We start from the raw sequence: 12,091 nt of genomic DNA, 5'->3' as shown, positions 1-12,091 counted from the left end.
CGATGGTGGCGCCAGCGGCATCGGCCTCGGCATCGGCGCGGGTGCGCTCGATCTCCACGCCGACCGCGCGCGCACCGCGCACGGCGCCGGGCTTGCGCAGCTTCAGCCGCAGCCATTCGACGCCGAACTCGCGCAACACCAGCAGCGCGCACTGCTCGGCGAGCGATTCGACGAGCTGGAAGGACGAAGCCGACACGAACTCGATCAGGCGCTTGCTCACCGCCTTGTAGTCGAGGGTGTCGGAGATGGCGTCGCTCGCCGCGGGGCCGCGGTTGTCGAAGGCCATTTCGAGGTCGAAGACCAGCGGCTGGCGGATCCGCCGTTCCCAGTCGTAGATGCCGATCAACGCCTCGATCTCGAGGCCTTCGATGAATACCTTGTCCATTCGTGCAGGTTACAACGCCGGAAGGCTTGCCATGTCCCAACGCGGCGCGACCTGCACGGCGGCCGCCTCGCGCTGGCCGGCGGCCAGGCGTAGCGCGCCGGCGAAGGCGATCATCGCGCCGTTGTCGGTGCACAGCGCCGGCCGCGGGAAACGCACCCTGCCGCCGCGTTCGGCGGCCATGGCCTCCAGCCGTGCGCGCAGGCGCTTGTTGGCGCCGACCCCGCCGGCGACCACCAGGGTGTCGCAGCCGGCCGCGTCCAGCGCCCGGCCGCACTTGATGGCCAGGGTCTCGACCACCGCGTCCTCGAAGCCGCGGGCGATGTCGGCGCGGGTCTGCTGCGAGCGGTCGCTCCCCTGCCAGGCCAGCAGGACCTGGGTCTTGAGCCCGCTGAAACTGAAATCCAGGCCGGGGCGGTCGGTCATCGGCCGCGAGAACCGATAGGCGCCGGGCGTCCCCGATTCGGCCAGCCGCGCCAGTTCCGGGCCGCCGGGATACGGCAGGCCCATCATCTTGGCGGTCTTGTCGAAGGCCTCGCCGGCGGCATCGTCCAGGGTCTCGCCCAGCAGCCGGTACTGGCCCAGCGCCTCGACCGCCACCAGCTGGGTGTGGCCGCCGGAGACCAGCAGCGCCACGAACGGCGGCGCCAGCTCCGGGTCTTCGAGCAGCGGCGCCAGCAGGTGGCCTTCCATGTGGTGCACGGCCACGGCCGGGATCTCCAGCGCCCAGGCCAGCGAGCGCGCTACCCCGGCGCCGACCAGCAGCGCTCCGACCAGCCCGGGCCCGGCGGTATAGGCCACGCCGTCCAGGTCCGCGGTCGACAGGCCCGCCTCGGCCAGGGTCTGGCGCACCAGCGGCAGCAGCTTGCGCACGTGGTCGCGGCTGGCAAGCTCGGGTACTACCCCGCCGTACTCGGCGTGCAGGGCCACCTGGCTGTACAGGGCATGCGCCAGCAGGCCCTCCGGGCCGGGCCTGGCAGTGTCGTAGACGGCCACGCCGGTCTCGTCGCAGGAGGTTTCGATGCCGAGGACTTTCACAGGGAGCGGGGGCCGTGGTTGCGCCGATATGGAGGCACCCGGTATCATACGCGGCTCGCCCGGCAGCCCGGGCACCCGTGCCACTCCAGAGAATCCGTATGCCGAGCGTCAAAGTCCGCGAAAACGAGCCTTTCGAGTTTGCCCTGCGTCGCTTCAAGCGCACCTGCGAGAAGGCCGGCGTGCTGGCCGAGACCCGCAAGCGCGAGTTCTACGAGAAGCCGACCCAGGAGCGCAAGCGCAAGGCCGCTGCCGCGGTGAAGCGCCAGGCTCGCCGCAGCTCGCGCGACGTCACCAAGCGCCAGCGCCTGTACTGAGGTTCCGCGGCCCCCGGGTCGCGAATCCCACGGCATCCCGAAGGCCGGCACGCGCAGCGTAGCCGGCCTTTTCGCTTTTCCGCTCTTGCTCCACCTGTCCCCTGTCCCCTGTCCCAGGTCCCCGCCCATGCCCCTCAAGCAGCAACTCATCGACGACATGAAGTCCGCCATGAAGTCCGGCGACAAGATCCGCCTGGGCGTGATCCGCCTGATCAATGCGGCGATCAAGCAGAAGGAAGTCGACGAGCGCATCGAGCTCGACGACGCCCAGGTGCTGGCCGTGCTGGAGAAGATGGTCAAGCAGCGCCGCGACTCGATCAGCCAGTACGACGCCGCCGGCCGCGAGGACCTGTCGGCGGTCGAACATGCCGAGATGGCGGTGATCGAACACTACCTGCCGGCGAAAATGGGCGAGGCCGAGCTGGTCGATGCCATCGATGCGGCGATCCGCGACACCGGGGCCAGCGGCCCGGCCGACATGGGCAAGCTGATGGGCATGCTCAAGCCGGCCCTGGCCGGCTAGGCGGACATGGGGCTGGTGAGCAAACTGGTGAAGCAGCGCCTGGCCGGTTGATTGGCGACTATAATCGGACCGAATTCAGACCGCAGGAGCGTGCCATGGCCGAGTCCGTCATCAGCCTCAGCGACTTCAAGTCCGATGCCAGCCAGTGGCTCAAGCAGCTGCAGGAAGACCGCAATGCGGTCGTCCTGACCCAGAACGGGCGCGGCAGCGCGGTGGTGCAAAGCTACGAAAGCTTCCGGCGCCAACAGGACAGCCTGGCGATGCTGAAGCTGATGGCACAGGGCGAAGCGGATATCCGCGAAGGCCGTGCCGTCCCGCAGGTCGAGGCGTTCGCTTCCGTGCGCAGCAAGCTGGCGCAACGCGGTGGCTGAACGCGTCGTGGCGTGGACACGCACGGCGCTTGGCGACCTGGAGGCGTTGATCGACTACATCGCCGCCGACGACCCGGCTGCGGCAACGCGTGTCCTGGACAGGATCGAACGCCGCGCGGGCGCGCTGGAATCGCAGTCCGCGCGTGGGCGCGTGGTGCAGGAGCTGCGCGAGGTCGGGGTCCTGCATTATCGCGAGCTGGTCGAGCGGCCGTGGCGCATCATCTACCGCGTCGAAGGCAAGCGGGTGCTGGTCCTGGCGGTCCTCGACTCGCACCGTGACCTGCAGGCGCTGCTGCTGGAACGCCTGGTGAGGTCCTGAGCCATGGCAAGGATCCCCGACGCCTTCATCGACGACCTGCTGGCGCGCACCGACATCGTCGAAGTCGTCGGCACGCGCGTGCCGCTCAAGCGCCAGGGCAAGGAATACGCGGCCCGCTGCCCGTTCCACGACGAGCGTTCGGCGTCGTTCACCGTGTCGCCGACCAAGCAGTTCTACCACTGCTTCGGTTGCGGCGCGCACGGCACCGCGATCTCGTTCCTGATGAACTTCGACCGCCTCGAGTTCCTCGACGCGGTCGACGAGCTGGCCAGGCGCGTGGGCATGGAAGTGCCGCGCGACACCCGCCAGCGCAACGAGGACAGCGGCACCCGCGACCTCTATGCAGCGCTCGAGGCGGCCGCGCAGTTCTTCCGCAGGCAGCTTGCCGGCAGCGACAAGGCGCGCGCCTACGTCGAACGCCGCAACATCGACCCGGCGATCGTCGAACGCTACGCGATCGGCTATGCGCCGGACGGCTTCGGCGGGCTGCGCGACGCGCTGGGCACCGACGAGCGGCGCATGCAGCTGCTCGAGCGCGCGGGGCTGTTCTCGAAGAACGACAAGGGCGCGATCTACGACAAGTTCCGCGACCGGCTGATGTTCCCGATCCACGACCGCCGCGGCCGCACGATCGCCTTCGGCGGCCGCGTCATCGACCCTGAAGACAGCCCCAAGTACCTCAACTCGCCCGAGACCGCGCTGTTCCACAAGGGCCGCGAGCTGTACGGCCTCTGGCAGGCGCGGCAGGCGAACGCGAAGCTGGAACGCCTGGTGGTCGTCGAGGGCTACATGGACGTGGTCGCGCTGGCGCAGTACGGCGTGACCCAGGCAGTGGCCACGCTCGGCACCGCGACCACGCCCGACCACGCCGAGCTGCTGTTCCGCAACGCGCCCGACGTGTACTTCTGCTTCGATGGCGACCGCGCCGGCCGTGCCGCCGCGTGGAAGGCGCTGGAGTCGGTGCTGCCGCGGATGAAGGACGGCCGCCAGGCGTTCTTCCTGTTCCTGCCCGATGGCGAGGATCCGGACAGCATCGTGCGCAAGGACGGCGCCGAAGGTTTCGACGCGCGCCTGCGCGAAGCCACGCCGCTGTCGGAGTTCTTCTATGCCCAGCTCACCGCCGACGTGAACCTGGGCACGCTCGACGGCAAGGCACGCCTGGCCGAACGCTGCAAGCCGTTCCTGGCACAGATCCCCGACGGCGCCTTCGGCGACCTGATGAAGCAGCGCCTCACCGAACTCACCGGGCTGGGCGCACGCGCCAGCACGCCCGACACCCACGTGCCGGCGCAGCGCACGCATGGCGGTGGCCGCGGCACGCCGGCGCCGAAGCGCAGCCTGGTGCGCAGCGCGATCGGCCTGCTCTTGCAGCACCCGCCGCTGGCGCTCGCCCTGGAGCCGCCCTACACCTTCGCCATGCTGCGCCAGCCCGGAGTCGGCCTGCTGGCCGAACTGGTGGCGCTGGTGCGCGAACGCCCGGACATCCGCACCGGCGCGATCCTGGAGATCTTCGCCGAGCGCGAGGAGGGTGCCGCCCTGCAAAAGCTCGCGATGCAATCGCTGCCGGGCGAGGAAGCCAGCTGGCGCGCCGAGTTCGTCGACGCCATGGCCCAGCTGGAAAAGCAGACTTTGCAGCAGCGCATCGACGAACTGCAGGCCAAGCAGCGCGAAGGCGGGCTGGACACGCGCGACAAGGAAGAAATGCGCGCCCTGCTGGCCAACCTCGCGCGCTAGACCAGCGCCGCGGCGTCGCCCCCGAGGGTACGCACGAAGGCGGCCTCATCGGGTCGGTCGCGCAACATCTCGAAATCGGCGAAGTCGAAGCCCGGTCCCACCGTGCACGCCACCAGCGTGTAGGCGCCGGTCGAGCGCGCCGCCTGCCAGCGGCCGTGCGGCACCACGCGCAGGGGTTCGGCGCCGGGCGCGAACGGGCCCAGCGAACGCATCTCCACCTGCTCGAACCCCGGATCGGCATCGAACAGCGCCAGCGGCGCGCCCTCGATGTAATGCCAGGCCTCGTCCGATGCCACGCGATGCCAGCGGCTGCATTCGCCCGGGCCCAGCAGATAGTGGATCGCCGTCAGCGCCGGGCGCGCACCGCGGCCGTCTTCCGGCGAAACCCGCAGCCTGGACGCATGGATGCGCCGGTAGTGCCCGCCCTCCGGATGCGGCTGCAGGCCCAGCGCCTGCACCAGCCAGGCGATCCGTTCATGCCCCGCGTCGCCGTGCATCGCCATCTCCTCAACCCGTGTAGCGCCTGATCGCCTCGCGGATGCGGATATGCCGCCCGCCCTCGCGCGCACCCTTCAGCCGCTTGCGGTGCGCCGACAGGATGTCGCCGCGGGTGAGGATGCCCACCAGCGGATGCGGCGCATCGACGCCGACGACGACCAGGCGGCCGATGTCCTCGGCGACCATGTGGTCGGCCGCCTCGCGCAACGAATGGTGTTCGTGCACGACCACCGGCGGGCGCAGGCGCATGTCGCCGATGCGGCGGATGTTGGGCTCGGCCGGGTCGAGCAGGCCGCGCCGCGTGACCACGCCGCGCACGACGCCCGCATCGTCGACCACCGGGAAGCCCTGGTGCTGGTATTCCGTGCGGCCGGAGGCCAGCAGCCGCCGCACCTCGCCGAGTTCGTCCGAGGTGCGCAGCGACACCACGTCGCGCGTGGCCGCGTCGCGCACCAGCACCTGTTCGAGGTAGTCGGCCGCGTACTCGGTGGGCACCCGCACGCCGCGGCGCGCGATCTTCTCGGTCATGATGGTGTTGCGCATGGCCAGTGCCGACACCAGGTAGGCCGCGGCGCAGCCGCCCAGCAGCGGCAGCAGGCCATGCGCCTGTTGCGTGGTCTCGAACGCGAACACCACCGAAGTCAGCAGCGCGCGCGAGGCACCGGCGAAGATCGCCGCCATGCCCACCAGGCCGGCGATGCGCGGATCGATGCCGAGCCCGGGTGCGATCGCCACCATTCCGAATCCGGCCAGCGCGCCGAGCGCGCCGCCGATCGTGAACAACGGCGCCAGCGTGCCGCCCGAGGTGCCGCTGCCCAGCGCGATCGACCAGGAAATGAACTTCATCACGCACAGGAACGCCAGCGCGCCGACGGCGAAGTGGCCGGCGACGATGTCTTCGATGTTGGTGTAGCCCACGCCCAGCGTCAGTGGCGCGAAGTAGCCGACCACGCCGACCACGACGCCGCCGATCGCCGGCCACCACATCCAGTGCACCGGCAGCTTCGCGAACGCGTCCTCGATGGCATACACCGCACGGGTGACGCCAACGCTGACCAGGCCGATGGCCGCCCCTAGCAGGACGTAGCAGGCCAGTGCGACCAGCCCCGGTTCGTCCACGTAGGGCATCGCGAATACCGGCTCGGTACCGACGGTCGCGTAGCGCACGCCGGCAGCAGCGACGACGGCCATCGCCACCGGGATCAGCGAACGCGGCCGCAATTCGAACAGCAGCAGTTCGACGGTCAGGATCACCGCGGCCACGGGCGAACCGAAGATCGCGGTCATGCCCCCGGCGGCGCCGGCGGCGAGCAGCACCTTGCGCTCGTCGCCGGTGACGTGCAGCAACTGCCCGAGGAAGGAACCCAGCGCGCCACCGGTGGCGATGATCGGTCCTTCCGCGCCGAACGGCCCGCCGGTGCCGATCGCAACGGCCGACGACACCGGCTTCAGGAAGGTGATCCGCGCGGGGATCTTCGACTCGTTGAGCAGCACCTGCTCCATCGCTTCGGGAATGCCGTGGCCACGGATGGCGCGCGAACCCCAGCGCGCCATCAGGCCGACGACCAGGCCGCCGACCACCGGCACGACAATGACCCACGCTCCGAGCTGGTGCGCCGCCGGCGACGCGTCCTGCGTCGACCAGCGCCCGAAGAACGCCGCGTTGGTCACCAGCGAAATCAGCGAGACCAGCAGCTGGGCGATGAAGGCCGCGCATACGCCCAGCACCACCGCCACCAGGCACAGCAACAGCACCCGCGGTTCGACCAGGCTGGACCGTTGCGGCATCCGCGCCGCTTCCAAGCTCGCGCCCAGCGCGGGCGCAACCGGCAGCCTTTCCTTCACGCCTTGCGCTTCCGCCGCGCGACCAGCGTCGCGACCAGCACCGCAGGCAACGACATCACGAAGAACACGATCACGCCCAGCGGCAACATGCCGCCACCCGGATTGAGCACGAACAGCACCGCCATCTGCCCCGCGAACAGCGCGAACGCGATTCCGGCCGCCTGGTCGGGATGGCGATGGGCCAGCAGGCCTGCAACCACCAGGCTGAGCGGATAGATCAGCAGCATGTAGGTCGGCGCGTCCCAGGCTTCGCGCCCGCCCGCCATGAGGGTGCCGGCGATCCAGAGCGCGGCGCCCGCACCGGCCGCGAGCCACAACGGCGAAATGCCCTTGGTGTCGCGCCCGGCCATCAGCCCGGCGACGCCAGCTTCAGCCCGATGATGCCGGCGACGATCAGTCCCAGGCTGACCATGCGTCCGGCATTGGCCGGTTCGCCCAGCAGCACGATGCCCAGGATCGCGGTACCCACCGCGCCCACGCCGACCCAGACGGCATAGGCCGTTCCCACCGGCAGCGACTTCATCGCGATCCCGAGCAGGCCGAGGCTGATCGCCATCGCCAGCACGGTGCCGACCGTCGGCCACAGGCGGGTGAAGCCATCGGTGTACTTCAACCCGATCGCCCAGCCGATCTCGAACAGGCCGGCCAGCACCAGGATCACCCAGTTCATTCCTGCGTCCTCACAACGGCTCGCTGGCGATTGCAAACTCCAGCTTGCCCTCCTCGGCGGACCATGTTGGCCATGTGTCCGACGAACATCGCCTCGCACGCTCGGGATCCGCCCGGGTGGGCTCCGTGGGCAACAGTTCGAAGATGTGGCTGCGCATTCCATGCTTGCCGACGCCCAGCGAAGTAGTACGCGCCGAACGACGCTAGCAAGTAATGGTTCATGTCAGCGGAATAGTCGCCCCATCCACAATCCGGATGCAACCGGAAATCTGCCGCCGACACGCAGAAGACCCCGCCGGAGCGGGGTCGGATGGTCTACCCTGCCGGAAGATGTCCTAGAAGCAGAGCGGGCACTCGTATCCGGGACCGGTGGGGCATTCCGGACCGAGTTGGTCGGTGTAATGGGTTGTCGTGACCCCGTCCAGGAGCTCCCATCCACCGCCATTAGAGGAAGGGCAGGTCAGCATCGCGTGGCCAGCCCACTGTGTCTTAGCCGGGTCCGAGTAAAAGGTCCTGACAATCACATTGGGCTGATAGCGGGAAGCCAGAGCCGCACCGATCACCAGGGCCGAAACCAGGAGGGTTCCGATCAACAACCAACGCTTGGCACGAACTTTCATATCGACAATCCTTTTGATTCGCTCTTCCTGAGCAATTGCAGCGTCTTGCCGCCACCCCGGCTTGTCAAGCATGTAATCGTTTCCATTACGCCTTCCTCACGAATTCGGACTTCAGCTTCATCGGCCCGAAGCCGTCGATCCTGCAGTCGATGTCGTGGTCCTCGTCGACCAGGCGGATGTTGCGGACCTTGGTGCCGGCCTTCAACGCCGAACCGGCGCCCTTGACCTTGAGGTCCTTGATCACGGTGACCGAGTCCCCGTCGGCAAGGATGTTGCCGACCGCGTCGCGATGCACGCGGGTTTCGCCGCCGCCCGTCGCGTCGCCTGGCGCCCACTCGTGCGCGCATTCGGGGCACACCAGCATGGCGCCGTCCTCGTAGGTGAGGTCGGAACCGCAGGCCGGGCATGGGGGCAAACCGCTCATTGTTCGACGTTCTCCTGTGTTGCCGGCGCCTCGCGCTTCACCGGCGGCTGGCGTCCCCCGATTCCGCAGGCCAGGCCGATGACCAGGCCGATGGCGCCTTCGCGCCCGATGCGGTGCCGGAGTTCCTGCGCGGCGCCGGGCGTTGCCCCGAGCGCGGCGGCGATGTCGGCCGACACTTGGCCATTGATGAAGCTGGTGATGGACGCCGGGGTGGCGCCGATCGTCGCGGCCAGCCCGGGGCTGCCGCTGCCATGGCGCAGCAGTTCCTCGATACCCGAAATCGTGGTGCCCGCACTGGCCGCAATGCCTGCAAAACTCATGGATCCCCCTGTGGATGCGCGCCCGACCGGGCCTGCGCAATCATACCTCCGGCACGAACTCCAGGGCGGGCGCAGGCTGCAGGTATGGCAACAGCCAGTGGTCGACCAGCAGGAACGCGAACAGGGCCATCAGGTAGACGATGGAATAGTTGAACACCCGCATCGCATAGAACTCGTCCGGCGGGTCCAGCAGGCGGTATGCGTGCCACAGGAACATCGCGCCCAGCACCAGCGCGCCGCCCAGGTAGAACAGGCCGCTCATGTCGATGGCATAGGGCAGGATGGTCACGGCCACCAGCAGCAGCGTGTACAGCAGGATCTGCCAGCGCGTGTACTCCACGCCGTGGGTCACCGGCAGCATCGGCACCATGGCGCGTGCGTAGTCGGCGCGGCGGAAGATCGCCAGCGCCCAGAAGTGCGGCGGCGTCCACACGAAGATGATCAGCACCAGAAGCAGCGCGTGCGCCCAGTCCCAGCGGCCCTGCATGCCGGTCACCGCGGCCCAGCCCAGCAGCGGCGGCGCCGCGCCGGCGATGCCGCCGATGACGATGTTCTGCGGCGTGGCACGCTTCAGGAACACCGTATAGACCACCGCGTAGCCGATCAGCGAGGCGAAGGTGAGCATCGCCGTCAGCGGATTGACCCACGACCACAAGAGGGCCATCGACGCGGCGGCCAGCACCAGCGCGAACACCAGCGCACGCGCCGGGGTGATCTGGCCGACCACGATCGGCCGCCACGAGGTGCGCGCCATCTTCGCGTCGATGCGCGAATCGAGCAGCTGGTTGATCGCTGCCGCACTGGACGCTGCCAGCCAGATGCCGAGGAACCCGAGCGCGGCGTTGCGCGCCTGCGTCGCGTCCGGCACGCCGTCGACCGCCATCAGGCTGCCGACCAGCGCGGTGAACACGATCAGCGCCACGACACGCGGCTTGGTCAGGCTCCAGTACTGGCGCAGGACCTCCAAGTCAGTGCTCCCGCGCGCGCAGCCGCGCCAGCAGGCTGACCAGCACGAACAGCAGCAGGGCGGCGCCGGCGTTGTGCATCACCGCCACCGGCAACGGCAGCGCCAGCTTGACGTTGGCGATGCCCAGCGACACCTGGGCCAGCAGCAGCACGGCAAGCAAGCCGCCCTGCCCGCGCAGGCCGGGCGAACGCAGCAGGCGCACGGCAAACCAGAGCAGGTAGGCGAACACCACCACCGCCATCATCCGGTGCGACATGTGGATCGCGATGCGCGCCGCGCCGTCGAGCACGCCGCCTTCGTAGTCGACGCCGATGCCGCGCCAGAGCACGAAGCCTTCGCCGAAGTCGTGCGGCGGCCACCACTGGCCGACGCACTTGGGGAAATCCGTGCCGCAGGAGAGCGCCGCGTAGTTGGCGCTGGTCCAGCCGCCCAGCGCGATCTGCACCACCAGCAACGCCAGGCCGATGCCGGCCAGGATGCGCCACAGGCGCGCGTCGGGCACGCGGATCGGGCGCTCGGTGGCGCGCCACGCCAGCCAGGCCAGCAGCGCGAACGTGGCCAGGCCGCCGAGCAGGTGGCCCATCACCACGATCGGCTTGAGCAGCCAGGTCACGGTCCACATGCCGAGCAGGGCCTGGAACACGATCACCGCCAGCAGCAGCGCGGCGATGGGCGGCAAGGCGTGGCCGACGCCGTTGCCCTCGGCGCCGCGCCACCAGCGCAGCGCCGCGGCCAGCAGGATCAGTTCACCGATGGCTGCGAGCACCGCGGCCGCCGCGTGCATGCCGCGCATGTACAGCGGAATCGAGATCGCGACCAGCGCCGCCGAAACGAGCACCTGGGCGATGCCCAGGCGCTGCCGCCGCGACGCCAGCAGCGCAAGCACCAGCACCAGCACGCCGAGGGTGCCGGCGAGCATGCGGTGCACCTGCTCGCGCCAGGCACGCGTGTCGTCGAACGGACGGATCGCGCTTGCGGCGTGGTCGCTGACCTCGGTGGCCGCCGACGGCCATGCGGCCCGCCCGTAGCAGGTCGGCCAGTCCGGGCAGCTCAGGCCGGCGTTGGACAGGCGCACGAACGCGCCGAACACGATCACGCCCAGCGCCAACGCGCAGGCCAGCCAGGCGATGCGATGGAAGTGGCGATACACGGCTGGTCCCTGCCCGGGCAAGCGGAACACGATGGGGCGCGGTTTCACCTTCGAGGAATCAATCGTCATCAGATCAGCTTCAGCAGCTTGCCCAGGTCAGCACGGATGCCGGCGGCATCGGCGCCGGGCGCGTAACGCAGGATAACGAAGCCGTGCGGATCGATCACGTAGACAGGCACGCCGGTCGGCGTGGCAGCGCCGGCGTCGACGCCCGGCAGCCGGGCACGCACCGCCATGTCCGGCCGCAGCACGCGCAGGGAGCGGTCCTCGCGCAGCGGCGACGGCACGCTGCAATCGGTCTGCGCGCACAGCCACAGCACGTCGACCTTGTCCGCGCGATGGCCCAGCGTGCGCCATATGACGTCCAGGTCGCGGGCGACGTCGTCGCAGGCCGCAGCGCAGTCGGCCGGCGGTGCCACGGCCAGGCGCCATTGGCGCTCGCCGGGATTCCAGGCGTATTCGCCGCCGGCGAGCAGCGCCAGCCGCGCCTCGCGCAGGTCCACCGGCGGCTCCAGCAATTCGCCGTGGCTCTTGGTGCCCTCGGGGCGCCAGCCGGAGAAACGCAACAACCCGGCCAGCAGCATGCTGCCGAAGAACAGGGCGAAGATCGCGAGCAACATCTTGCGGTTGCGGCGGCGGCGTTCGATTTCGGTCATGGCGTTCGGGACGATTTGCGGAAGGTGACGACCAGCGCGGTCACTAGCACCGCGAGCGCGAGGCCGAACCACTGCACGGCATAGCCGAGGTGGCGATCGGGGGGGAGCGTGTTGGGCAGGATGTCGAGGTCGCGGGCGTAGGCCGGACCGTCGGCGGGCAGCGACTGCGCCGGATCGAGCTTGAGCACGCGCGGCGACAGCGCCGCCAGGCCAAGCTGCGCGGCCAGCGCATCCGGGCGCAGGGCGATGGCGAGCAGGGTG

The 12,091-nt window shown here is 69.6% G+C and carries 18 protein-coding genes; 5 read left to right on the top strand and 13 right to left on the bottom strand.

Translation table 11 applies throughout. The annotated features are described in order from the left end of the window. Together folB and tsaD are read right to left on the bottom strand one after the other, a co-directional pair. The coding region (folB, locus tag QAA18_RS09295; protein WP_279412652.1) for a dihydroneopterin aldolase at nucleotides 1-385 on the bottom strand (385 nt) is incomplete at its 3' end. A gap of 9 nt (nucleotides 386-394) precedes the next feature. Continuing rightward, nucleotides 395-1,420 carry a tRNA (adenosine(37)-N6)-threonylcarbamoyltransferase complex transferase subunit TsaD gene (tsaD, locus tag QAA18_RS09290; RefSeq protein WP_279412651.1) on the bottom strand — a complete coding sequence of 342 codons (1,026 nt, stop codon included), beginning with the start codon at nucleotides 1,418-1,420 and terminating at the stop codon, nucleotides 395-397. Between the two features lie 98 nt (nucleotides 1,421-1,518). Between tsaD and rpsU the strand changes: the two genes are divergently transcribed. The 5 genes from rpsU (at nucleotide 1,519) to dnaG (ending at nucleotide 4,681) form a co-directional block, all read left to right on the top strand. Further along, nucleotides 1,519-1,734 (top strand): 30S ribosomal protein S21, encoded by a 216-nt coding sequence (rpsU, locus tag QAA18_RS09285; protein ID WP_056134345.1) that lies wholly within the window; start codon nucleotides 1,519-1,521, stop codon nucleotides 1,732-1,734. A gap of 127 nt (nucleotides 1,735-1,861) precedes the next feature. Continuing rightward, a complete protein-coding gene (locus QAA18_RS09280) occupies nucleotides 1,862-2,257 on the top strand; it encodes a GatB/YqeY domain-containing protein (RefSeq protein ID WP_279412650.1) in 396 nt (131 codons plus the stop codon). A gap of 95 nt (nucleotides 2,258-2,352) precedes the next feature. Next, on the top strand, nucleotides 2,353-2,628 hold the full coding sequence (locus QAA18_RS09275) for a type II toxin-antitoxin system Phd/YefM family antitoxin (RefSeq protein WP_279412649.1): 276 nt from the start codon (nucleotides 2,353-2,355) through the stop codon (nucleotides 2,626-2,628). After that, the gene (locus tag QAA18_RS09270) at nucleotides 2,621-2,947 is read left to right on the top strand and encodes a type II toxin-antitoxin system RelE/ParE family toxin (protein WP_279412648.1); all 327 of its coding nucleotides are present in this window, start codon (nucleotides 2,621-2,623) and stop codon (nucleotides 2,945-2,947) included. The genes QAA18_RS09275 and QAA18_RS09270 overlap by 8 nt, the downstream gene beginning before the upstream one ends. 3 nt (nucleotides 2,948-2,950) lie before the next feature. After that, nucleotides 2,951-4,681 carry a DNA primase gene (gene dnaG / locus QAA18_RS09265; protein ID WP_279412647.1) on the top strand — a complete coding sequence of 577 codons (1,731 nt, stop codon included), beginning with the start codon at nucleotides 2,951-2,953 and terminating at the stop codon, nucleotides 4,679-4,681. On the opposite strand, the gene QAA18_RS09260 is transcribed toward dnaG, so the two are convergent. The 11 genes from QAA18_RS09260 to QAA18_RS09210 all read right to left on the bottom strand — a co-directional run. Then, on the bottom strand, nucleotides 4,678-5,178 hold the full coding sequence (locus QAA18_RS09260; protein WP_279412646.1) for a cupin domain-containing protein: 501 nt from the start codon (nucleotides 5,176-5,178) through the stop codon (nucleotides 4,678-4,680). The two genes, dnaG and QAA18_RS09260, sit on opposite strands and share 4 nt — an antisense overlap. Before the next feature lie 10 nt (nucleotides 5,179-5,188). Next, on the bottom strand, nucleotides 5,189-6,967 hold the full coding sequence (locus QAA18_RS09255; RefSeq protein ID WP_279412645.1) for a chloride channel protein: 1,779 nt from the start codon (nucleotides 6,965-6,967) through the stop codon (nucleotides 5,189-5,191). A gap of 53 nt (nucleotides 6,968-7,020) precedes the next feature. Continuing rightward, nucleotides 7,021-7,374 (bottom strand): hypothetical protein, encoded by a 354-nt coding sequence (locus QAA18_RS09250; protein ID WP_279412644.1) that lies wholly within the window; start codon nucleotides 7,372-7,374, stop codon nucleotides 7,021-7,023. Continuing rightward, a complete protein-coding gene (gene sugE / locus QAA18_RS09245; RefSeq protein ID WP_279412643.1) occupies nucleotides 7,374-7,694 on the bottom strand; it encodes a quaternary ammonium compound efflux SMR transporter SugE in 321 nt (106 codons plus the stop codon). Before sugE ends, QAA18_RS09250 begins: the two co-directional genes overlap by 1 nt. Nucleotides 7,695-8,028: 334 nt before the next feature. Further along, nucleotides 8,029-8,385 carry a hypothetical protein gene (locus tag QAA18_RS09240; protein ID WP_279412642.1) on the bottom strand — a complete coding sequence of 119 codons (357 nt, stop codon included), beginning with the start codon at nucleotides 8,383-8,385 and terminating at the stop codon, nucleotides 8,029-8,031. Nucleotides 8,386-8,398: 13 nt separating this feature from the next. Next, complete coding sequence (locus QAA18_RS09235) at nucleotides 8,399-8,737, bottom strand: zinc ribbon domain-containing protein YjdM (protein WP_279412641.1); 339 nt, start codon at nucleotides 8,735-8,737, stop codon at nucleotides 8,399-8,401. Next, nucleotides 8,734-9,057: a hypothetical protein gene (locus QAA18_RS09230; protein WP_279412640.1), complete on the bottom strand. Its 324-nt coding sequence runs from the start codon at nucleotides 9,055-9,057 to the stop codon at nucleotides 8,734-8,736. Before QAA18_RS09230 ends, QAA18_RS09235 begins: the two co-directional genes overlap by 4 nt. A gap of 40 nt (nucleotides 9,058-9,097) precedes the next feature. Beyond that, nucleotides 9,098-10,024, bottom strand: coding sequence for a heme o synthase (cyoE, locus tag QAA18_RS09225; RefSeq protein WP_279412639.1), 927 nt, complete (start codon nucleotides 10,022-10,024; stop codon nucleotides 9,098-9,100). Between the two features lies 1 nt (nucleotide 10,025). Beyond that, nucleotides 10,026-11,243 (bottom strand): COX15/CtaA family protein, encoded by a 1,218-nt coding sequence (locus QAA18_RS09220; RefSeq protein WP_279412638.1) that lies wholly within the window; start codon nucleotides 11,241-11,243, stop codon nucleotides 10,026-10,028. Continuing rightward, entirely contained in the window at nucleotides 11,243-11,830 is a 588-nt protein-coding gene (locus QAA18_RS09215) for a hypothetical protein (RefSeq protein WP_279412637.1), read from the bottom strand. Before QAA18_RS09215 ends, QAA18_RS09220 begins: the two co-directional genes overlap by 1 nt. Next, nucleotides 11,827-12,091, bottom strand: a 265-nt coding sequence (locus tag QAA18_RS09210; RefSeq protein WP_279412636.1) for an SURF1 family cytochrome oxidase biogenesis protein, incomplete at its 5' end; no start/stop codon positions are given. The genes QAA18_RS09210 and QAA18_RS09215, both read right to left, overlap by 4 nt.

Origin of the sequence: Luteimonas sp. 8-5, assembly GCF_029763755.1 — a bacterium.
GTDB lineage: Bacteria > Pseudomonadota > Gammaproteobacteria > Xanthomonadales > Xanthomonadaceae > Cognatiluteimonas.
This window is presented reverse-complemented; position numbering and strand designations above follow the sequence as displayed.

What these genes read in the sequence shown, in the direction of transcription:
- QAA18_RS09220 (WP_279412638.1), bottom strand. Translation starts at nt 11,243, where the DNA reads ATGACGATTGATTCCTCGAAGGTGAAACCGCGCCCCATCGTGTTCCGC.
- QAA18_RS09260 (WP_279412646.1), bottom strand. Translation starts at nt 5,178, where the DNA reads ATGCACGGCGACGCGGGGCATGAACGGATCGCCTGGCTGGTGCAGGCG.
- QAA18_RS09215 (WP_279412637.1), bottom strand. Translation starts at nt 11,830, where the DNA reads ATGACCGAAATCGAACGCCGCCGCCGCAACCGCAAGATGTTGCTCGCG.
- QAA18_RS09235 (WP_279412641.1), bottom strand. Translation starts at nt 8,737, where the DNA reads ATGAGCGGTTTGCCCCCATGCCCGGCCTGCGGTTCCGACCTCACCTAC.
- rpsU (WP_056134345.1), top strand. Translation starts at nt 1,519, where the DNA reads ATGCCGAGCGTCAAAGTCCGCGAAAACGAGCCTTTCGAGTTTGCCCTG.
- QAA18_RS09255 (WP_279412645.1), bottom strand. Translation starts at nt 6,967, where the DNA reads ATGCCGCAACGGTCCAGCCTGGTCGAACCGCGGGTGCTGTTGCTGTGC.
- QAA18_RS09280 (WP_279412650.1), top strand. Translation starts at nt 1,862, where the DNA reads ATGCCCCTCAAGCAGCAACTCATCGACGACATGAAGTCCGCCATGAAG.
- dnaG (WP_279412647.1), top strand. Translation starts at nt 2,951, where the DNA reads ATGGCAAGGATCCCCGACGCCTTCATCGACGACCTGCTGGCGCGCACC.
- QAA18_RS09240 (WP_279412642.1), bottom strand. Translation starts at nt 8,385, where the DNA reads ATGCTTGACAAGCCGGGGTGGCGGCAAGACGCTGCAATTGCTCAGGAA.
- QAA18_RS09250 (WP_279412644.1), bottom strand. Translation starts at nt 7,374, where the DNA reads ATGGCCGGGCGCGACACCAAGGGCATTTCGCCGTTGTGGCTCGCGGCC.
- QAA18_RS09275 (WP_279412649.1), top strand. Translation starts at nt 2,353, where the DNA reads ATGGCCGAGTCCGTCATCAGCCTCAGCGACTTCAAGTCCGATGCCAGC.
- sugE (WP_279412643.1), bottom strand. Translation starts at nt 7,694, where the DNA reads ATGAACTGGGTGATCCTGGTGCTGGCCGGCCTGTTCGAGATCGGCTGG.
- QAA18_RS09230 (WP_279412640.1), bottom strand. Translation starts at nt 9,057, where the DNA reads ATGAGTTTTGCAGGCATTGCGGCCAGTGCGGGCACCACGATTTCGGGT.